Below are 20881 nucleotides of genomic sequence, written 5' to 3'. Positions count from 1 at the left end.
GAAAAAAATTTATAAAAACTTTGCATAAAAATGCATCATATAATAGGTAAATACGCGTTGAAATGCACAAAAAAAGATAGATTGAATGGAAAATAAGGAAAAAATGACTATTGCATAATATGCAAAGAAGATGTATAATTCATTCATCATTGTTTATAAAGCACATGTTACTGTTCACTCCGTTCACAAAACGGACATTGTTGCCAGTGAACAGAGTAACAAGTATGAGTTCTAGAGCCTGTTTGAAAAAGCATGCTTTTGACACCATAATAATGGAGGACACTAAAATGATAAAAGCTGGAATTATTGGAGCAACCGGTTATGCGGGAAATGAAATTGTACGTCTCCTTCTGGGACATAAAAATGTGGAAGTAGCATGGTATGGATCCAGAAGCTACATTGATAAAAAATATGCTGGAATTTATCAGAACTTTTTTAAGCTGGTAGATGCAAAATGTATGGACGATAACATGGAAGCTCTGGCAGATGAGGTTGATGTGATTTTCACTGCAACACCGCAGGGGCTGTGTGCTTCTCTTGTAAATGAGGGAATCCTTTCCAGAGCGAAAGTAATTGATTTAAGTGCAGACTTCCGTATTAAAGATGTGAAGAAATATGAAAAATGGTACGGAATTGAGCACAAATCCCCTCAGTTTATTGATGAAGCTGTGTACGGATTATGTGAGATTAACCGTGAGGACATCAAAAAAGCTCGTCTGATCGCGAATCCGGGATGCTATCCAACTTGTTCTACACTTTCTATTTACCCATTGTTAAAGGCTGGAATGATTGATCCGAACACGATTATTATTGATGCTAAATCCGGAACGACGGGTGCTGGAAGAGGGGCTAAGGTTGATAATCTTTATTGTGAAGTAAATGAAAATATCAAGGCTTACGGTGTTGCCACACACAGACATACACCAGAGATCGAAGATCAGTTAGGATATGCCTGCGGACAGGAAGTGACCATTAATTTTACCCCGCATCTTGTTCCAATGAACAGAGGCATTCTGGTTACAGCATACGCTTCCCTGACAAAGGATGTGACCTACGAAGAAGTAAAAGCTGCTTATGATGCATGCTATGAGAATGAGACATTTGTGAGGGTTCTGGATAAGGATGTGTGTCCGCAGACAAAGTGGGTAGAGGGCAGTAATTACGTGGATGTGAATTTCAAAATCGATCCGAGAACCCACAGAATCATCATGATGGGAGCTATTGACAACCTGGTAAAAGGTGCTGCCGGACAGGCAGTTCAGAATATGAATCTGATGTTTGGGTTTGATGAAGCGGAAGGATTATTACAGGTTCCGATGTATCCGTAAAAGTGAAATTGGAGACAGGCTCCGGGCCTGATTTCAGGACTGAGTTACATTGAAAAATAAACATATAATTTGCCTGATCGGGCAAAGGAGGAGTATCAATATGGAAATAATTACAGGTGGTGTTACCGCAGCAAAGGGGTTTAAAGCAGCTGCGGCAGCAGCAGAAATTAAATACAAAGGCCGTACAGATATGGCCATGGTTTACAGTGAAGTTCCATGTGTTGCAGCTGGCACTTTTACAACAAATGTGGTGAAGGCAGCTCCTGTAAAATGGGATCAGAATGTGGTCTATAATCACCCATCTGCACAGGCTGTGATCTGCAACAGCGGTATTGCAAATGCATGTACCGGAGCAGAAGGATATGGCTATTGTAAGGCGACTGCTGATGCAGCTTCTGAGATACTTGGAATCCCTGCAGATAGCGTGCTGGTTGCATCTACAGGCGTGATTGGAATGCAGATTCCGATTGACAGAATTGTAAATGGTGTAAAGGCTATGGCTCCGAAGCTTGACGGTTCTTTAGAGGCCGGAACAGAGGCAGCCAAGGCTATCATGACTACAGATACCGTAAAAAAAGAGGTTGCTGTACAGATCGAAATTGGTGGAAAAACAGTAACAGTTGGCGGTATGTGCAAGGGATCCGGAATGATCCATCCTAATATGTGTACCATGCTTGGATTTGTCACAACAGATGCTGCAATTTCCAAGGAAATGCTTCAAAAAGCACTAAGTGCAAATATTAAAGATACCTTTAATATGGTTTCTGTAGATGGCGATACTTCCACAAATGACACTGTTTTGCTCCTTGCAAACGGCATGGCAGGCAACCCTGAGATCACAGAAGAGGGTGCTGATTTTGATAAATTTATGGAGGCTTTGAATTATATTAATACCTGTTTATCAAAGAAAATTGCAGGTGACGGAGAGGGTGCGACTGCACTTTTTGAAGTGAAAATTGTGGGCGCTAAGACAAAAGAAGATGCAGTTACGCTTAGCAAATCCGTAGTAACTTCTTCTCTTACAAAGGCTGCAATTTATGGTCACGATGCAAACTGGGGACGGATTTTATGCGCTATGGGATATTCTGGAGTACAGTTTGATCCGGAAAAAGTTGACCTGTATTTTGAGAGCCGCGCAGGAAAATTAAAGATTATTGAGAACGGTGTTTCAACAGGATATGATGAAGCAGAGGCAACCAGAATCCTGTCTGAGGATGAGGTAACAGCTATTGCAGATGTGAAGATGGGTGACGCAAAAGCAACTGCATGGGGCTGTGATCTTACTTATGATTATGTGAAAATTAATGCAGATTATCGTTCTTGATATTAAAGCTTGAGAGTGTGTAAATTAGATGCCAGAGGAAGACTGAAAGGCATGCAGTTGTAGGACTTTTGTAACATAAAGATATAGGAAAGAAAGGTTAAGAGAAAAAATGGTAAATCAGAAATATCTTGATAAGGCAGAGGTACTGATTGAGGCGCTTCCTTACATACAGCGTTTTAACCGTAAAATTGTTGTAATAAAGTATGGCGGAAGTGCTATGCTGGATGAAAAATTGAAGGCGAATGTAATTAAGGATGCAGTTCTCCTGAAACTGGTTGGATTTAAGCCAATTATCGTACATGGTGGCGGCAAGGAAATCAGCAAATGGGTTGGAAAAGTAGGCATGGAGGCTAAGTTTATCAATGGTCTTCGGGTAACAGATTCCCAGACAATGGAAATAGCAGAAATGGTCCTTGCCAAAGTAAACAAAGAACTTGTTTCCCATGTGGAATCTCTTGGCGTACAGGCTGTTGGTATCAGTGGAAAAGACGGTGGATTGCTGAAATGTAAGAAGAAATATTCCAATGGAGAGGATATTGGATTTGTAGGGGATATTACAGAAGTAAACCCGAAAATTCTTTATGATCTGCTGGAAAAAGATTTTCTTCCGATTGTTTTTCCAATCGGATTTGATGATAATTATGACAGCTATAACATTAATGCAGATGATGCAGCCTGCGCAATTGCAGAGGCTGTACATGCAGAGAAGCTTGCATTTCTTTCTGATATTGAGGGAGTTTATAGGGATAAAGATGATCCGTCATCTCTGATTTCTGAGCTTCATATTCAGGATGCCAGAAAACTGATCGAGGATGGATATGTTGGCGGCGGAATGATTCCGAAGCTGAATAACTGTATTGAAGCAATTGAGCATGGTGTTAACCGGGTTCATATTCTTGATGGAAGAATTCCTCATAGTTTACTGTTGGAAATCTTTACAAACAAAGGTATCGGAACTGCTATTTTAAGAGAGGATGGAGAGAAATATTACCATGAACATGAATAATCAGATGGAAGAAGCGGAGTCCAGTATTCTTCATACATATAATCGTTTTCCTGTTGTTTTTGAACGTGGAGAGGGTGTGCACCTTTTTGATTCTGAAGGCTCCAAATATCTGGATTTTGCAGCAGGAATTGCTGTAAATTCGCTTGGATATCATTATCCTGGATATGATGAAGCACTGAAAGAACAGATTGATAAGCTGACTCATATTTCTAATTTGTATTACAATGAGCCAATTATCGAAGCTGGCGCAAAGCTGGTAAATGCAAGCCGCATGGACAAGGCTTTCTTTACAAACAGTGGTACAGAGGCTATTGAAGGTGCATTAAAGGCTGCGAAAAAGTATGCTTATGAACGTGACGGACATGCAGATCATGAGATCATTGCCATGAATCATTCTTTCCATGGCAGATCTATTGGAGCACTTTCTGTCACTGGAAATGCACATTACCGTGAGCCTTTTGAGCCGCTCATGGGTGGTGTGAAATTTGCTGATTTCAATGATCTTGAGAGTGTAAAAGCCCAGGTTACAGATAAAACATGTGCAATTATTATGGAGACTGTACAGGGAGAAGGCGGTATTTATCCAGCGGAAAGAGAGTTTCTGGAGGGCGTTCGCGCACTGTGTGATGAGAAAGATATTCTCCTTATTCTGGATGAAATCCAGTGCGGAATGGGACGTTCCGGATATTATTTTGCATGGCAGGCATACGGTGTACAGCCGGATATTATGACCTGTGCAAAAGCGCTTGGATGCGGTGTTCCTGTTGGTGCATTTGTGTTGAGTAAGAAGGTTGCACAGGCTTCTTTGAAGCCGGGAGACCATGGTACAACCTATGGCGGAAATCCGTTTGTATGTGCGGCTGTAAGCAAGGTTTTTGACATTTATGAGAAGGATATGATCCTTACTCATGTACAGGAATTAACCCCATATCTTGAAAAAAAACTGGATGAACTTGTGGAAAAACATGAGTGTGCTGCAGCAAGAAGAGGTATGGGATTCATGCAGGGAATCGTCATTGCAGGACGACCTGTAGGAGAGATTGTTAAGAAGGCTCTGGAGAAGAAACTGCTGGTTATTTCTGCAGGAAGCGACGTGCTTCGTATTGTGCCTCCGCTTGTGATTACCAAGGCGGATATCGATGAAATGGCGGAGATTTTGGATGAATGTCTGGCGTAAATCAGGGCTGGAGTTTTGGTGAAAAAATAGGTGAAAATTAAAAAAGATTCACTAAAAAAGCATTGTAGGTTGATTTTAAGCTATAAATGAGAATAAAATGACAGAAAAAAGGTACTTTGAAATGGTTTTCAGGTACCTTTTTTCTATTGCTCAAGATTCTGTTTTAAAAAATTATTCCGGCAATCGCCCATAAATCCTGACATATATCTTGTCAAAAGTTGGGGGATGGAACTTTTTACACTGTATAGAGTACAGCTGCTTAAAAGCTTTTTGTGAATTTACTCTTCTGCGAAGTCGAATTCGTCTTTAAATTTCTCTTTGAAAATGTCAAAAACAGCGGTGAGAATGTCATCGTCATCAACGAAAACATAGCTCTCGTTTTCTTCATTTCCGTCGTCCTCAACCTGAAGAATCAGTACTTCTTCATCTTCGTTCTCGTCCTCACCTTCCACGTCCTCTACAGGTGGGAGAAGAACTGCGTAGCGCTTTCCTTCATACTCAACAAGGTCCAGGAACTCAAAATCCATGTCTTCCCCGTTTTCGTCGGTGAGGGTGATGATCTCGATTTCCTCTTCTGCTGGGGTACCAATGTTCTTTTCGTCTGCCATTGTGATTCTCCTTTCAAGTTGACATGCCAGCCCGGCTGTCATATTTGTTGAAAATATTATATCAATTGTGAGAGCTGTTGAATAGATGGAAAATATAGAAAATTTCGAAAATATTTTTGCATAATGTCAGAAGAAAGACTGGAAAAGCGGTTTTCAGTAGAGATATAACAGGATTGCAAGGTTGTTTTGGGAAAATATAAAAAACCTGTTGACAAGTAAAGTTGTCAATGATATTATGCAAATACAAGGAATGACAAATAAACTTGTCATAATGACAATGAAATAAGTCATTTCAAAAAAATGAATACACTACAAATGAGAAAGGAGCCTTTGAAATGGCGCTGGAGAATCGATTGAAGGAATATCGTGCCAGGCTTGGAATCAATCAGGCGGACATGGGGAAACTGGCTGGTGTGTCCAGACAGACGATCAGCCTGATTGAGAGGGGAGACTATTCACCTTCAGTGACGCTGGCTTTGAAGCTGGCGAAGATCTGTCAGGTGACAGTGGAAGATATTTTTACTTATACGGAGGATGGAGAAGATGAATAAGGGAAAATCTAAGAAGAAAATGAATTCCTATTTAAAAATGGTACTGATTATGCTGGCTGGTGGTGTTGTTGGAGGAATTTTTGGCTTTGTTACATCATACACTGGGGAGAATTCTATAGCAGCTATTGGGCATGGGATGAATGCATTTCTTTTGGCTGTACGTGATCATACAGTGCTGCTGGAATGTATCTGCGGTGCGATCTGTATTATGATCTGTGAGATCCATTTTGGAAAGATGAAGAGAATGGGAAGCCAGATACAGGATGCAGAGGATGAAGAATATCATGAATTGCAGTATCATATTGAAGTGTCCTCCAGCTGGGGGATGATTGCGAGTACAGTGGGAACTGTTCTTATGATGCTGCTTATTTCACCAGGATACTCTATGAAATATATTGAGAGCCAGAGTGACGGTGAGACATGGATGTTCTTAGCAGGACTGGTTGTGTTTGTGGGAATGGTTGGATATTTTGGTATGTGGCAGATTCGCTATATAAAGCTGGTTCAGAGAATTTATCCGGATAAGAAAGGTGATCCTACTTCTATAAACTTTCAGGAGCAGTGGCTTGCAAGCTGTGACGAAGCAGAGAAGGAAGAAATTTACGAAGCAAGCTATAAGACTTATCTGCTGACTGGAAAGGTACTTCCTTTTTGCACATTGGTAGCCATGCTGCTTCATATGGTATGGAATACGGGCGTTCTTGCTATTATCATTCCTGCTTTTCTCTGGATCTTATCGGCGTCTAATTACTGCCGGTGCTGCGTTACGAAAAAAAGCGAAAAACTTGCGAAGTGAATGAATCTTTGAAAAATACATATAATACTATTATGGAGGTGCCTGCTGCAAGTGCACCTCCTTTTCTTCCCGGGAAAGGGAGTATCCTTTTGGAGGCTGTCAGAACATCGATTGGCTTAGAGCGTGTTTGAAAAATCATTCCTGCAATCTGCACGCCCCACTTTGCGGTATATTTCACTCGAATTCGGTTGCCGTAGCCCGCTACGGCGCCCTCATCCGGGCGAAATCTCCCACAAATTGTGACGCACATCTTGCAGAAAGCCTTTTTCAAACACGCTCTAGAGAAAGAATCTGGAAGTATAGGATAGTTTATGGAGGTATTGTATGTGGGGATTTCTTGTAGCGTTGATATCTGGTGCATTGATGAGTATTCAAGGCGTTTTTAACACAGAGATGACTAAGCAGACCAGCTTGTGGGTATCCACCGGCTGGGTACAGTTTTCGGCGTTTCTGGTCTGCGTGTTGGCGTGGATTTTTACCGGGAGGGACAGTGTTGGCGCGTTGTGGCAGGTGGAGAATAAATATACTTTACTTGGCGGTATTATCGGAGCATTTATTACAATAACTGTCATTCAAAGCATGGGAAGTTTAGGTCCTGCAAAGGCTGCTATGCTGATTGTAATTTCCCAGCTGGCAGTTGCCTATATAATTGAATTATTTGGTCTGTTTGGTGTAGAAAAAGTGGATTTTCAGTGGCGAAAACTGATCGGCATGGCTGTGGCGATTGTAGGAATTGTCATATTTAAATGGGAGAAATAAGGCAAATAGATAAAAGACTGATAAAATTTAGAAATGGTATTGTAAAAAATGTAAAGTTTCGTTAAAATAGATTAGGTAAAGCATGAGTGGAGGGGAACCTGCGCATAAAGCGAAAGGGGAACCTGCATGGGAAGAAAAATAAAATACAGATGTGGAATCTGGACAGTTTTGTTCTTTCTCTGGACGGCGTCTGCAATGACAGGTTGCGCACGTCGGGAAGAGGTTTTTCTGGAAGAGATGGATTCAGATGAAGAGAACTCGAATAGAAAAGCAGGAGAAGAGAGCACTGCGTATGAGAATAACGTGGCGGCAGGGGAAAATCCCGAAAAACAGTCTGTTGTTTCAGATGCTGGATCAGAGGGGAATACAGAAAATTCAGCTTTGGATTTGCCACTAGAAACGCCAATTCCACAGAAAATATTCGTTGATGTATGCGGAGCCGTTGTAAATCCAGGCGTTTATGAGCTGGATGAAGGAGCACGTATTTTCCAGGCTGTTGATGCAGCAGGAGGATATTTGCCAGAGGCAGCCATAAATTATCTGAACAGAGCCAGAAGTATTGGAGATGGGCAGCAGATTTATGTGCCTACTGAGAAAGAAGTGGCTGAGAACCTGGAACTTGCTATGGCGAAAGTGCCAGAGGCATTGAACGATGGTGACAATTCTGGGAATTTAGGGTTGGAAGAAATTCAAGGCAGCTCAGTAGAAAATCCATCGGGAACTGTTGGAAGAGATACAGGAAGTTTCGGAGATGGCGTAGGCGATGATACACGAATTAATCTGAATACTGCAGATGCCGGACAGCTTTCCACTTTAAGCGGAATCGGGCAGTCAAAGGCAGAAGCCATTGTTGCATACAGAGAGGAGCATGGAGACTTTGCTTCTATCGAAGAGATTATGAATGTAGAAGGTATCAAAGAGGGTACCTTTTCAAAGATAAAAGACAAGATATCAACTGGATAAGGGAGATTCTTAAATGAGCAGGAAAGTTTTGGTAGTAGATGATGAGAAACTGATAGTAAAGGGTATCCGTTTCAGTCTGGAACAGGATGGAATGGATGTGGATTGTGCCTACGATGGCGAAGAAGCCCTGGAGATGGCCAAAGAGAAGAAATATGACATTATTCTTCTGGATCTTATGCTTCCCAAGATGGATGGCTTTGAAGTATGCCAGCAGATCAGGGAATTTTCAAATGTTCCTATTGTAATGCTTACAGCGAAAGGTGAGGATATGGATAAGATCCTCGGCCTTGAGTATGGCGCGGACGACTATATCACCAAACCATTTAATATTCTTGAGGTAAAGGCAAGAATCAAGGCCATTATGCGCCGTGCAGGCAGCAATCAGGAAGAAAAAGACAAGGCGAAGACAATAGAGGCTGGTGACCTGAAGATGGATTGTGAGAGCCGTCGCGTGTTTATTTCTGGTAAGGAAATCAATCTGACTGCCAAAGAATTTGATGTGCTGGAACTTCTGGTGTTTAATCCCAATAAAGTGTACAGCCGTGAGAACCTGCTGAATATTGTATGGGGATATGAATATCCTGGTGATGTTCGTACAGTGGATGTACATATCCGTCGTTTACGTGAAAAAATTGAGGCGAATCCCAGTGAGCCCAAATATGTACACACCAAATGGGGTGTGGGATATTATTTCCAGGCATAAGCCATGCCAGAGAAAAAGAAACCAAGCTTTTTAAAAAGTCTGCGTTTTCGTATTCTGATCATTCTGGTCATTCTGGGAATCGTACCAAGTGTCATTGTTGCTCATGTGATGGTGGCAGCCTATGAGAGCAAGGCTGTGGCTGTCCGTAAGCAGACTGTTGAGAAGCAGTGTGACATTCTGTGTAACCTGTTAATTAAAGAGAATTATATGAATGACTCCAGCTCGCAGAATGTAAACAGCAAGCTGGAGTTGTTGTCTAATGTGTATGATGGCAGAATTCTGTTAGTTGACAGGGATTACAGGATTATCAAGGATACCTATGGCGTAGATGAGGGAAAAACTTTGATCTCCACTATGGTGATCAAATGCTTCAAAGGTGAGGAAGCCAGCCGCTATAATAGTAAGACACAGAAGATTGAGATGGCTCTCCCTGTGAAAAGCCCGGAGGTGAAGCAGCTTCAGGGTGCTATGCTGATCAGCTTTTCCTCCAATGAAATTGCAGAGAATATTCTGGAGCTGGAACAGAAGAGTCTTCTGATCACAGGAATCATTATTGTGCTGGCGGTCCTTCTTGGATATGTGCTTTCTACGGTTCTTGTAAAGCCGTTTGCCAGAGTTACCAAGTCCATTGAGGATTTGACAGATGGATACCAGAATGAGGAGATTTCTGTCCCGGATTATACAGAGACAGCACTTATTACGGATGCGTTCAACAAAATGCTTTCCAGAATGAAGATTCTGGATGAGTCCAGAAATGAGTTTGTTTCCAATGTGTCCCATGAGCTGAAGACACCGCTTACCTCCATGAAGGTACTTGCCGATTCACTGGTGGGCCAGGAAGGGGTGCCGGAGGAGCTGTATCAGGAGTTTATGGGCGATATCACTGCAGAGATTGATCGGGAGAATAAGATCATCACAGACCTGCTTTCTCTTGTAAAAATGGATAAGAAAGCAGCTGATCTGAATGTGGAGCACCTGAATATCAATCAGCTTCTGGAGGATATCCTGAAGAGACTCCGTCCAATTGCAGATAAGAGGCACATTGATCTGATCCTGGACAGTTTCCGCCCTGTTGAAGCAGATGTGGATGAGGTAAAGTTTACTCTTGCCGTGAGCAATCTGGTTGAGAATGGTATTAAATACAATGTGGATGATGGCTGGGTTCGTGTAACCCTTGACGCTGACCATAAATATTTCTATGTGAAGGTTTCAGATTCCGGAATGGGCATTCCGGAGGAGTCCATCGGAAGAATTTTTGAACGTTTTTACCGTGTGGACAAATCCCATTCCAAAGAAATTGGCGGCACAGGTCTTGGACTTGCGATTACCAGAAGTGCTGTGACCATGCATCATGGAACTATTCAGGTGGCAAGTAAGGAAGGCGAGGGAACTACCTTTACTGTCCGCATTCCTTTATCATATATTCCGTAGGAGGTGCCAGATGAAGAAATTGTTGAGTACAGCGATGGCTCTGGTTCTGATCATTGGCCTTCTTACCGGATGCTCGGTGGAAAGCCAGGGAGAGAAGACTGAAAGTGTCAGCAATCAGTACTATCTATATTACTTGAACAAAGATGAAACGAAAGTAACAAAGACAAGATATTATCCGAAGCAGGAAAGTGCAGAATTTATGCTCCAGGATTTAATGGGAATCCTGAATGGACAGGAGAGCAGCGGAGAGAACCTGCCTTTGCTTCCAGCAGGAGTTCAGCTGGTGACTTACCGCTTAAATGAATCCCTTCTGGAATTGGAGTTTAATGCTGATTACAGTAATATTTCCCGAACCAGGGAGATTCTGGTGCGCGCAGGTGTGGCAAGAACTTTTCTTCAGATTCCAGGAATCACCGGCATAAAGATTTTTATAGGAAATCAGGAGCTTACCGATTCCAAGGGACAGGCTGTAGGCTTGCTTGACGGCAACACTTTTGTAGAAATGTGGGGCTCTGATAAAGATGCGTATCGGTATGATACTTTTACTCTGTATTTTACAGACAAGACAGGAGAGCATCTTGTGGCAGAACAGAGAAATGTATATTATAAGAGAATTCTGCCAAGAGAGAGAGTAATACTGGAACAGCTTGCCAAAGGACCGATGGTGAAAGGGCATTATCCAACAATTCCGCAGAATACGGATATTCTGGGAATAGAGGTGTCTGATAATGTGTGCTATGTGGATTTTAGTTCCGCTTTTTCAGATTCAGGAATTGATATCCCGGTGAACACCATGATCTATTCCGTGGTAAATTCTCTTCTGGATACGACATCTGCTGATAAAGTGCAGATTTCAATCGAAGGTGATACAGAGGCTAAGTTAAGTGATGGAACATCTTTGTACAGTCTTTTCAGTAAAAATACAGATCTGATCCTGAAAGAGAATTAGAGCGTGTTTGAAAAAATCAATCAATAACGCTTATAAAATGAAATACTAAAGGAGTTTATAAATGACGAAAAGACCGCTTTGCATGGTGTGTCTGGTCTTGATGCTCCTTATGTGTGTGGCCGACCGGGCAGGATTTCCACTGATCAGAGGAAATCCTGTTCCGGAAAATGTGGACTCCTGGATCCGGGAACATCCCAAGGTCACAATCTGCGGAGAAGTGACACAGACCACAGAAAATGAATTTTCACAATCTGTTTATCTTAGCAATACATATCTGATTTATCAACCAAAGAAGAATCAATCAAAGGAAAATCAACCGAAGAAAATATCTATTGAAAATGTAAAAGTATTTTTAAAGAAAAAAGAAGATGTTCCGGCAGGAACTGTTGTTTTGGTGTCTGGAAATCTGGAGAGAGTAGGTGAGATGCGAAATCCAGGAGAATTTGATGCCAGACAGTATTATGCCAGCCAGCATATTTTCTATTTTATGAAAAAGGCGGAATTGTTAAAAAAATCGGAAAATTATTCTGCTTATCGACAAGGTATGAATGATCTAAGGAAATATCTCAGTAAAGTTCTGAATGGAATTGGTGGAAAAGAAGCCGGGGTTTTTCAGGCAATTGTTCTCGGGGATAAAAGCAGTCTGGATGAGGAAGTAAAGCTTCGCTACCAGATGGCTGGTATTGTGCATGTTCTGGCAATTTCGGGGCTGCATATCAGTGTGATTGGGATGGGAATTTATAATCTTCTGATGAAGACTGGAATGGGAATCTGGCCGTCTGGGATAATTGCCCTGTTGATTTTGCTTCAATACGGCGTGATGACTGGTGGAAGTGTGTCTACTATGCGTGCAGTCTGTATGTTTTTGATATCTGTAGGGGCGAAAATAACCGGAAGGATTTATGATCTGCCAACGGCGCTGGCTGTTTCGGCTATGTTAATTCTTGGAGATTCAGGAGCATATTTATATAACAGTGGGTTCCTTTTGTCATTTAGCGCGGTAGCAGGAGCTGGCGTAGTGGTTCCTGCATTAACAAAGAGTATGGATTTATCCCGTATTGAAAAAGGGGAAAATGTGCGGAGAAAAAAGAGTGCATGGAAAAGACCTGCTGGAAAAAAGTTTAAAAATATTTGCTGTATGATTTTAGGAAAACATACAGGGCAAATATATGAAAAATTTGCCGGAGGTTTTTGCAAAGCAAATCTGGCTTTAGGCGCATCTATAGGAATACAGCTGACCATGCTTCCTGTTTCCTTATATTTTTTCGGAGAAGTTTCACTGGTTGGAATTTTTTTAAATTTGCTGGTGCTTCCTACAGTAGGAGTTGTTCTGGGAAGCGGAGTTATTGGATTGCTTGCTGGGTGTGTAAGCTTTTCCGTTGGGCGTGTTGTGATTTTGCCTGGAAAGGTTCTTGCTGGAATTTATGAAGAGTTATGTAAACTATCTGGGAATCTGCCTTTTGGCATCTGGATCACAGGACAACCAAAGCTGTGGCAGGTGGCTGTATATTATATTTTGTTTGCAGGAGCAGTCTGGATACTTACACAGAAAGGGAAGAGGGAGAGAAAAATAATTGCTTTCGTAGTTGTATGCCTGGCCATGTCTATTCTTATATGGCGTGAGCCGGAACCATTTTCTGTCAGCTGTCTGGATGTGGGACAGGGCGACGGGCTTGTGCTGCGGACGCCGGAAGGGAATTGCTTTCTGGTGGATGGTGGAAGCACAAACAAATCAGGTGTGGGACAATATCAGGTTTTACCGTATCTGAAAAATCAGGGGATTTCTCAGATTGATGGAATTTTTATATCTCATACAGATCAGGATCATATCAGTGGTGTACAGGAAATATTGGAGATGGCTGTAAAAAAACTGAATTCAGTAAAATTGGGATGCTTGTATCTGCCTGAGTGGGAAAATCCTCCTGCTGCATGGGAAAAACTGAAACAGACAGCAAAAGCGGCCGGAATTCCAGTGAGAACCCTGAAGGAAGGAGACTGCCTGAATGCAGGTAAATTGCAATTGCAGATAATTGCTCCTGCTGTCAGCGCTTCTGGCGCAGACGTAAATGAAGATGGTATGGTGATTAAAGTAAAATATGAGGAGTTTCTTGGCCTTTTGACAGGTGATATCGGGGAAGAAACGGAAAAGAAATTGCTGGAATTGGGAATGTTGGAAGATGTGGACTTTTTGAAGGTGGGACACCATGGCTCCCATTACTCTACCTGTCAACAGTTTCTTGATACAGTGCGCCCGGAATATGCTGTGATTTCCTGCTCTTCTACCAATACCTATGGCCACCCGTCACCGGAAATTACGAAACGCCTGGAAGAAACCGGGTGCCAGACCAGTTTTACTATGGAGAGCGGTGCTGTGAAAGTTTGCTGGGAGAAAGAGGGGATAAGGATTAAGAAATTTTTGGAAAAGGGAAATAGTATGTAGAGCGAAAAAGGCACTTTTATAAAGACACAATTTGTGGTATGGTTTAGTAGAATGTCGAGTACAGCGCTATCACCCTGGCTGAAAGAGTCTGGGGGGCTACTGGTCAGATCGTGAATAGTAACCTTTGGGGAATGTCCTGACCGACAAGAAGATGACAGGAGCGTATATTTTGAAGAATATCCAGGAAGATATAAAGACGGGCAATTTTAAACAGGCGTATTTGCTGTATGGTGAGGAAGCTTACCTGAAACAGCAGTATAAACATAAACTGGTGCAGGCGCTGAATCCAGAAGATGACACCATGAATTTTAATCATTATGAGGGTCGGAACATTGATGTGAAGGAACTGATCGACCTTTGTGAGACCATGCCTTTTTTTGCAGACCGTAGGGTGGTTTTGTTGGAAGATACCGGCTTTTTTAAGAATAAATGTGATGAACTGGCTGATTATATGAAAGAACTGCCAGACTATCTTTGCCTTATTTTTGTAGAAAATGAGGTGGATAAAAGAAACCGTATGTATAAAGCCGTAAAGGCAGCAGGTAGAATCGGAGAATTTGTGCAGCAGGATGAGAAAACGCTAATGCGCTGGGCTGCCGGGCTTCTGAAAAAAGAAGGCAAGATGATCACCCAGCGGGATATGGAACTCCTTCTTACCATGACTGGCGTGGACATGGGAAACCTGCGGATGGAACTGGAAAAGATAATTTCCTATACCGGTGACCGGGATGTGGTAACGGGAGAGGACATTCAGCAGGTTTGTACCACTCAGACTCAGAATAAGATTTTTGATATGGTCCGGGCAGTAACGGAGAAAAATCAGAAGAGAGCACTGGATCTGTATTATGATCTTCTCACGCTGAAGGAGCCCCCGATGAGAATCCTTTTTCTTTTGGCGAAACAGTTTCGACAGCTGCTTCTGGTAAAAGAATATGCAGAAGAAGGAATCCCTCAGCCGGTGATGGCATCAAGACTGGGAGTGCCGTCTTTTGTGGTGAAAAATATTGCAGTCTGTGCAAGATCCTATAGAATCAGTGAACTTCGTCAGGCAGTGACGGATTTTGTGGATGCAGAGGAAGCTGTGAAGACAGGCAGATTGCAGGATGTGCTTAGTGTGGAATTACTGATCGTGAAGTATAGTTCAGCCAGAAGATGACGTTTTGGTGCAGGCTATGATGTTTGCAAAAATAGGCAGTGGGCTGAACAGGAATGCAAAAAAAATACAGAAAAAAGGCAGTCGATGACGGTTCGACTGCCTTAATTTTCACTTATAAGCTTATAACTAAAAATTCAGATATCTATTAGCCAATGCTGTTAACGGCTTTGGATAAACGGGAAACTTTTCTTGCGCAGTTGTTTTTGTGATAAACACCTTTGGAAGTTGCTTTGCTGATTGTAGAGATAGCCTCTTTTAATGCAACCTCTGCTGCTGCCTTATCGTTGTTTGCTACTGCCGCGTCAACTTTTCTGATGGAAGTCTTAACAGCAGAACGGATGGATTTGTTTCTCGCAGCTTTTGTTCTGTTAACTAAAATTCTCTTTTTTGCAGATTTGATGTTAGCCAATTCGTACACCTCCAATTCGTGAATGATGATTAATTTTTTGCATCATAAGAACAGACACGGGCGTTCCTATGAACATGCTTATATAGTTTATAATAATTACCTTGGATTGTCAATACATATTTTTACAAAAATGCTTGACATACATATTTTTGCAAAAAAGTGGGGAGATTATATAAAAATCGAAAGGTGTGGCTGTGAAAGGTATGAATTGCAATGAGAAATACATTTTGCACATAGAAAACAGCAGGGCGGAGCCGGTGATATGGGAGAATTTGGGAAAGTATGGAGGAACTGATATGCTGGGAACTTATAAGATCAGAACCGATTTGGCGGTAGAGGCAAGAGAACGCTTTACAGAGGACAATGTAGAAGTGCGCGGGGTGGAGGTTCAGGAAGATTATAATGAGGAAAAAGACATTCGAACCACTGTGGTGAAAATAACCACGGAAAATGGTGCCAGGGCGATGGGGAGACCTCAGGGGACATATATTACAATTGAATCGGAAGGGCTTTCAGCGCCAGATGAGGACTATCACAGGGAAGTGTCTGAAGAACTTTCCAGACATTTACGCCAGCTGATCGGTCTGGAAAAGGAAAAGTCCGTGCTTATTGTTGGGCTTGGAAATCCGGGTATTACGGCGGATTCATTGGGACCGGAAGTAATTGGGAATCTTCATATGACACGCCATCTGATCCGCGAGTATGGACTGAAAAGTACAGAAAAGCAGATTCTTCATGCAATCAGCGGAATTGTTCCAGGAGTAATGGGGCAGACTGGAATGGAAACTTCGGAAATCGTGGAGGGCGTGGTGGAAATAACACGGCCAGATGTAGTGATCGCTGTGGATGCTCTTGCCGCAAGAAATACCAGGCGCCTTAATCGGACCATTCAAATCACGGATACAGGAATTACTCCGGGATCAGGGGTGGGAAACCACAGAAATGGTCTTACAGAAGAAAATCTGAATGTAAAAGTGATTGGGATCGGAGTGCCTACGGTGGTGGATGCGGCGACTATTGTTCATGATTCTATGGCTCATTTGCTTGAGACACTGGACGAGGCCGAACAGAAAGAATTTTTGGAAGAAATGATTTCCCCACATCTTCATGGAATGTTTGTGACGCCGAAAGATGTGGACGAGACCATAAAATATCTGAGTTTTACGATTTCAGAAGGATTAAATATGACTTTTGCAGAGATCTATTAGAGCGTGTTTGAAAAAGGCTTTCTGCAAGATGTGCGTCACAATTTGTGGGAGATTGTGCCTAGATGAGGGCGTCGTAGCGGGCTACGGCAACCGAATTCGGGTGAAATCTCCAGCAAAGTGGGCGTGCAGATTGCGGGAATGATTTTTCAAACACGCTCTGGCGCATGAAGCTGATGTAAAGGTGGTGAGCTGTGGAAAAATACTGAAAATATGGAAAGTTAGCCTAAAAAAAGAAACATACGGAGGAAAAATCTGTCATAGGATAACCTTAAAGAGGTGATTTCGTGACAAAAGTCCAGAAGGTTTTCTGCGTGTTTCTTTGTCTGTGTTTTTTTGCGGTTCTGGCTATGCTGCCAGGACCTTTTTCCATGCGGGAAATTGTGCATAATGTGTACAGGCAGTTTCCGTTCTATTATTTTACAGAGGAAAAAGCACAGGAAACCTGGATGGAAATGGATGGGGAAACTCTGGCTGAGATTGGGAAGAGAAATGGAGCATATTTAGAAGAAGTTGCAGAGAATGAGCGTAATTTGCGAGAGGAAAATGCAAAGAAATCCAAGGAAGCCAATCTGGAAAAAAACAGCAGTGTTTCTGAGGAAAGTAAAAAAATAAATAATACAGATAAAATAGAAAATAAAGATAACTCTGAGATGTCAGAAATCATAGAAAATAGTGAAAATCACTTAAATTCAGAAACTCAGCCTGCAAATACCCTTCCTCAGTCTAACATCGTTCTCCCGCATCCAATTCTGGATCTGTCCAGAGACAAGCTGTCGGATTACGATTATCTAATGAACAATTTTTACATTGTAGATGAGAACACAGATGCATCTGCCGTAAAAATAAATGCTGCTGAATTTCTGGCAGAGGATTTTTCCTTGAGTCATGGACCGTTGGAGCCGCAGATTCTTATTTATCACAGTCACTCCCAGGAAACGTTTTCCGATTCCAGGGAAGGAGAAGAGGAAGATACGATTGTGGGTGTTGGAAATTATCTGACCAGTTTGCTGTCAGAAAAATATGGTTATCAGGTGATCCATATAAAAGAAGCTTTTGATATGATGAGCGGAGAACTGGATCGGAATAAGGCCTATAATTATGCTTGTGATTACGTAGAAAAGGTTTTGGAAGAAAATCCGTCTGTGGAGGTGGTTATTGATCTGCACAGAGATGGCATCGATGAAGACAGACGGCTGGTAACTGAAATAAACGGAAAAGATACTGCGCAGATTCTTTTTTATAATGGCCTTAGCTACACGAATGACCAGGGGAAGGTTTCTTATTTGCCAAATCCTTACATACAGGACAATCTTGCTTTTTCTTTTCAGCTGGAATATCAGGCGGCGTTGTATTATCCTGATTTTTACAGAGGGATTTACCTGGCGGGCTTGCGCTACAATCTTCATTTACGAAAAAGAGCCCTGCTTCTGGAAGCCGGTGCCCAGACAAATACGGTGCAGGAAGTAAAAAACGCCATGGAACCCTTTGCAGACATTTTGAACAGAGTGTTAAAGGGCTGCGGAACAGGATAAAAATAATATAATTTATCCCGTCAAGAATGTTACTGTGAACGGAGTGAACAGGAACCATATAAAAGGAAGTGACAAACAGATTTAATCTGTGCTATAATCTCTTGATAGAATAAACAGTAAAGCATAACCAGAGGAGGAATGTCTGGAATGACAGACCAGAGTAAAATTCGAAATTTTTGTATTATTGCACATATTGACCACGGTAAATCTACACTGGCCGACAGAATTATAGAGATGACAGGACTTTTGACTGAGAGGGAAATGCAGGCCCAGGTTCTGGATAATATGGAACTGGAGAGAGAACGTGGAATTACCATCAAATCCCAGGCTGTCCGCACGGTATATCATGGAAAAGATGGAGAAGAGTATATTTTCAATCTGATCGATACACCTGGACATGTGGATTTTAACTATGAAGTTTCACGAAGCCTTGCAGCCTGCGACGGTGCCATCCTTGTAGTTGACGCTGCACAGGGAATTGAAGCGCAGACGCTGGCAAATGTTTATATGGCACTGGATCATGATCTTGAGGTTATTCCAGTAATCAATAAGGTTGATCTTCCAAGTGCAGAGCCAGAGCGTGTTATCAATGAAATTGAGGATGTGATTGGACTTGAAGCCCAGGACGCACCGCAGATTTCTGCAAAAACAGGTCTGAATGTAGATCAGGTTCTGGAGCAGGTAGTGGCTAAGATCCCGGCACCTGCAGGAAATCCGGATGCACCGCTGAAGGCGCTTATTTTTGACTCCATTTATGATTCTTATAAGGGTGCCATTGTTTTCTGCCGAATGGTAGATGGAAAAGTCCGCAAAGGCACAACCATCCGTATGATGGCCACTGGATTTGTGGCAGAAGTTGTGGAAGTTGGGTATTTTGGAGCTGGGCAGTTTATTCCATGTGAGGAACTGACAGCTGGAATGGTAGGTTATATTACCGCCAGCATTAAGAACGTAAGAGACACTCGTGTTGGTGATACTATTACGGACAATAACCGTCCATGTGAGGAGGCTTTGCCTGGATATAAGAAAGTAAATCCAATGGTTTACTGCGGCCTTTATCCGGCTGACGGAGCGAAATACGGGGATCTTCGTGATGCTTTGGAGAAACTGCAGTTAAATGACGCCTCTTTATTCTATGAGCCGGAGACATCTGTTGCTCTTGGATTTGGTTTCCGCTGCGGATTTCTTGGATTGCTTCATCTGGAAATCATTCAGGAACGTCTGGAACGTGAATATGACCTGGATCTTGTTACTACAGCTCCAAGCGTTATTTACAAAGTACACAAGACAAACGGCGAAGTGATTGATCTGACAAATCCGACCAATCTTCCAGATCCATCTGAGATCGAATATATGGAAGAGCCAATCGTGAATGCTGAGATTATGGTAACTACAGAATTTATCGGTGCCATTATGGATCTTTGCCAGGAGCGCCGTGGTCAGTATCTTGGCATGGAATATATGGAAGAGACACGAGCTCTTCTGAAATATAAGCTTCCATTGAATGAGATTATTTACGATTTCTTTGATGCCCTGAAATCTCGTTCCAGAGGATATGCGTCTCTGGATTACGAACTTTGTGGTTATGAGAGAAGTGAGCTTGTGAAACTGGATATTCTGGTAAATAAAGAAGAAGTGGATGCCCTTTCTTTTATTGTGCATGCAGATACTTCTTATGAAAGAGGCCGCAAGATGTGCGAGAAGCTGAAAGATGAGATTCCGCGTCAGCTCTTTGAAATTCCAATCCAGGCCGCAATCGGAAGCAAAATCATTGCCAGAGAGACGGTTAAGGCTATGCGTAAAGATGTTCTTGCCAAGTGCTACGGCGGTGATATTTCTCGTAAGAAGAAACTTCTGGAAAAACAGAAGGAAGGTAAGAAGAGAATGCGCCAGGTTGGAAACGTAGAGATTCCGCAGAAAGCATTTATGAGCGTACTGAAACTGGATGAAAATTAATTGTTGTCAATCCTGTGGTGAAAAGCAACAAATAAAGGTGTCTGAGTGTGACTGATTGACATAAGATATATGCCAGCTGGCATCAGACGCGGAGGTATCCGATGAAAGCTAAGATACGTATTTTGATAAGAAGAATAAAGAGAAGTTATAAAAAAGACAGGGAACAGTGGATCAAGGGCGGGATTTTGACAGTGATCCTGCTGGTGATCGTAATTTTTGCAGGCAGCTGTGCATGTGGGAAGAAAACGGTGAAAGCACCAGACGCAGAGTCGCAGGGCGTAATGAAGATCACGCCGATCCCTACAGCAACACCTACGCCGGTACCTCGCCAGGTAAATAAAGATGCGGTAGCGCAAAGCGGAAGCGTGACTATGGTGAATGAGTACCTGGTTCAAAAAGAAGAGGGAAAGGCTGCAGGCAGCAGTAAGAGCGGCTCTTCAGAAGAGCAGACTGCTGCAGATTCGTCTGACAGCGGCAGTGATGCTACTGGAAATTCAACAGATGAAGAAACTGAGACCGGTAGTGGAGATTAATTTTACAGAAACAGCATTGTAAACAGAAGAAAATAAACAATGTGGAGAAAAT

21 protein-coding genes and 2 pseudogenes are annotated in these 20881 nt (G+C 42.3%); 19 read left to right on the top strand and 4 right to left on the bottom strand.

All coding sequences use genetic code 11. From position 1 onward, the window contains the following. Window positions 1-287: 287 nt before the first annotated feature. The 4 genes from argC to PGQ38_RS02685 all read left to right on the top strand — a co-directional run bounded on the left by argC (window position 288) and on the right by PGQ38_RS02685 (window position 4835). Complete coding sequence (gene argC, locus PGQ38_RS02700; RefSeq protein WP_148461744.1) at window positions 288-1328, top strand: N-acetyl-gamma-glutamyl-phosphate reductase; 1041 nt, start codon at window positions 288-290, stop codon at window positions 1326-1328. Window positions 1329-1428: 100 nt separating this feature from the next. Then, window positions 1429-2652, top strand: a complete 1224-nt coding sequence (gene argJ / locus PGQ38_RS02695; RefSeq protein ID WP_148461743.1) for a bifunctional glutamate N-acetyltransferase/amino-acid acetyltransferase ArgJ — start codon at window positions 1429-1431, stop codon at window positions 2650-2652. Window positions 2653-2761: 109 nt separating this feature from the next. Beyond that, window positions 2762-3658, top strand: a complete 897-nt coding sequence (argB, locus tag PGQ38_RS02690; protein WP_118579746.1) for an acetylglutamate kinase — start codon at window positions 2762-2764, stop codon at window positions 3656-3658. Beyond that, window positions 3645-4835 carry an aspartate aminotransferase family protein gene (locus tag PGQ38_RS02685; RefSeq protein ID WP_118579743.1) on the top strand — a complete coding sequence of 397 codons (1191 nt, stop codon included), beginning with the start codon at window positions 3645-3647 and terminating at the stop codon, window positions 4833-4835. Before argB ends, PGQ38_RS02685 begins: the two co-directional genes overlap by 14 nt. A 278-nt stretch (window positions 4836-5113) precedes the next feature. On the opposite strand, the gene PGQ38_RS02680 is transcribed toward PGQ38_RS02685, so the two are convergent. Continuing rightward, window positions 5114-5443, bottom strand: a complete 330-nt coding sequence (locus tag PGQ38_RS02680; RefSeq protein WP_118579740.1) for a DUF1292 domain-containing protein — start codon at window positions 5441-5443, stop codon at window positions 5114-5116. A gap of 335 nt (window positions 5444-5778) precedes the next feature. On the opposite strand from PGQ38_RS02680, the gene PGQ38_RS02675 reads away from it, so the two are divergent. Continuing rightward, the gene (locus PGQ38_RS02675) at window positions 5779-5994 is read left to right on the top strand and encodes a helix-turn-helix transcriptional regulator (protein ID WP_118579737.1); all 216 of its coding nucleotides are present in this window, start codon (window positions 5779-5781) and stop codon (window positions 5992-5994) included. Next, window positions 5987-6790: a DUF3169 family protein gene (locus PGQ38_RS02670; protein ID WP_204453842.1), complete on the top strand. Its 804-nt coding sequence runs from the start codon at window positions 5987-5989 to the stop codon at window positions 6788-6790. Before PGQ38_RS02675 ends, PGQ38_RS02670 begins: the two co-directional genes overlap by 8 nt. Here PGQ38_RS02670 and PGQ38_RS19690 read toward each other — a convergent pair. After that, on the bottom strand, window positions 6759-7040 hold the full coding sequence (locus PGQ38_RS19690; protein ID WP_319017271.1) for a DUF6783 domain-containing protein: 282 nt from the start codon (window positions 7038-7040) through the stop codon (window positions 6759-6761). The two genes, PGQ38_RS02670 and PGQ38_RS19690, sit on opposite strands and share 32 nt — an antisense overlap. On the opposite strand from PGQ38_RS19690, the gene PGQ38_RS19685 reads away from it, so the two are divergent. The 8 genes from PGQ38_RS19685 (at window position 6960) to holA (ending at window position 15191) form a co-directional block, all read left to right on the top strand. Next, on the top strand, window positions 6960-7133 hold the full coding sequence (locus tag PGQ38_RS19685; protein ID WP_308768404.1) for a DUF6783 domain-containing protein: 174 nt from the start codon (window positions 6960-6962) through the stop codon (window positions 7131-7133). The two genes, PGQ38_RS19690 and PGQ38_RS19685, sit on opposite strands and share 81 nt — an antisense overlap. Further along, window positions 7115-7549, top strand: coding sequence for a DMT family transporter (locus PGQ38_RS02665; RefSeq protein ID WP_118579731.1), 435 nt, complete (start codon window positions 7115-7117; stop codon window positions 7547-7549). Before PGQ38_RS19685 ends, PGQ38_RS02665 begins: the two co-directional genes overlap by 19 nt. 126 nt (window positions 7550-7675) lie before the next feature. Then, the gene (locus PGQ38_RS02660; RefSeq protein WP_226855023.1) at window positions 7676-8512 is read left to right on the top strand and encodes a helix-hairpin-helix domain-containing protein; all 837 of its coding nucleotides are present in this window, start codon (window positions 7676-7678) and stop codon (window positions 8510-8512) included. A gap of 13 nt (window positions 8513-8525) precedes the next feature. Continuing rightward, window positions 8526-9215: a response regulator transcription factor gene (locus PGQ38_RS02655; protein WP_173734913.1), complete on the top strand. Its 690-nt coding sequence runs from the start codon at window positions 8526-8528 to the stop codon at window positions 9213-9215. 3 nt (window positions 9216-9218) lie between these two features. Next, window positions 9219-10646, top strand: a complete 1428-nt coding sequence (locus PGQ38_RS02650; RefSeq protein ID WP_195992018.1) for a sensor histidine kinase — start codon at window positions 9219-9221, stop codon at window positions 10644-10646. A gap of 10 nt (window positions 10647-10656) precedes the next feature. After that, window positions 10657-11595, top strand: coding sequence for a GerMN domain-containing protein (locus PGQ38_RS02645; protein ID WP_204453843.1), 939 nt, complete (start codon window positions 10657-10659; stop codon window positions 11593-11595). Between the two features lie 61 nt (window positions 11596-11656). Next, on the top strand, window positions 11657-14035 hold the full coding sequence (locus tag PGQ38_RS02640) for a ComEC/Rec2 family competence protein (RefSeq protein ID WP_204453845.1): 2379 nt from the start codon (window positions 11657-11659) through the stop codon (window positions 14033-14035). 169 nt (window positions 14036-14204) lie between these two features. Beyond that, window positions 14205-15191, top strand: coding sequence for a DNA polymerase III subunit delta (gene holA / locus PGQ38_RS02635; protein ID WP_148461738.1), 987 nt, complete (start codon window positions 14205-14207; stop codon window positions 15189-15191). 145 nt (window positions 15192-15336) lie between these two features. Here the strand turns inward: holA and rpsT are convergent, their stop codons facing one another. Beyond that, window positions 15337-15600 (bottom strand): 30S ribosomal protein S20, encoded by a 264-nt coding sequence (gene rpsT / locus PGQ38_RS02630; RefSeq protein ID WP_330382769.1) that lies wholly within the window; start codon window positions 15598-15600, stop codon window positions 15337-15339. A gap of 296 nt (window positions 15601-15896) precedes the next feature. On the opposite strand from rpsT, the gene gpr reads away from it, so the two are divergent. Next, window positions 15897-16808 (top strand): GPR endopeptidase, encoded by a 912-nt coding sequence (gpr, locus tag PGQ38_RS02625; protein WP_118579888.1) that lies wholly within the window; start codon window positions 15897-15899, stop codon window positions 16806-16808. Here the strand turns inward: gpr and PGQ38_RS19680 are convergent. Further along, window positions 16762-16887: pseudogene (locus PGQ38_RS19680) on the bottom strand (DUF6783 domain-containing protein); the annotation flags it as partial. The gene gpr and the pseudogene PGQ38_RS19680 sit on opposite strands and share 47 nt — an antisense overlap. Between PGQ38_RS19680 and PGQ38_RS19675 the strand changes: the two are divergent. From PGQ38_RS19675 to PGQ38_RS02610, 4 genes and pseudogenes are all read left to right on the top strand, one after another. Next, a pseudogene (locus tag PGQ38_RS19675) lies at window positions 16876-16950 on the top strand (DUF6783 domain-containing protein); the annotation flags it as partial. The pseudogenes PGQ38_RS19680 and PGQ38_RS19675 sit on opposite strands and share 12 nt — an antisense overlap. 142 nt (window positions 16951-17092) lie before the next feature. Next, window positions 17093-18340, top strand: a complete 1248-nt coding sequence (locus PGQ38_RS02620; RefSeq protein WP_226855025.1) for a stage II sporulation protein P — start codon at window positions 17093-17095, stop codon at window positions 18338-18340. A gap of 138 nt (window positions 18341-18478) precedes the next feature. After that, window positions 18479-20296, top strand: coding sequence for a translation elongation factor 4 (lepA, locus tag PGQ38_RS02615; protein WP_148461737.1), 1818 nt, complete (start codon window positions 18479-18481; stop codon window positions 20294-20296). Between the two features lie 101 nt (window positions 20297-20397). Continuing rightward, entirely contained in the window at window positions 20398-20829 is a 432-nt protein-coding gene (locus tag PGQ38_RS02610) for a hypothetical protein (protein WP_148461736.1), read from the top strand. The last annotated feature ends 52 nt before the right edge of the window (window positions 20830-20881 follow it).

It is taken from the genome of Blautia faecis (assembly GCF_027662325.1).
Taxonomy (GTDB): Bacteria; Bacillota; Clostridia; order Lachnospirales; family Lachnospiraceae; genus Blautia_A; species Blautia_A faecis.
This window is presented reverse-complemented; position numbering and strand designations above follow the sequence as displayed.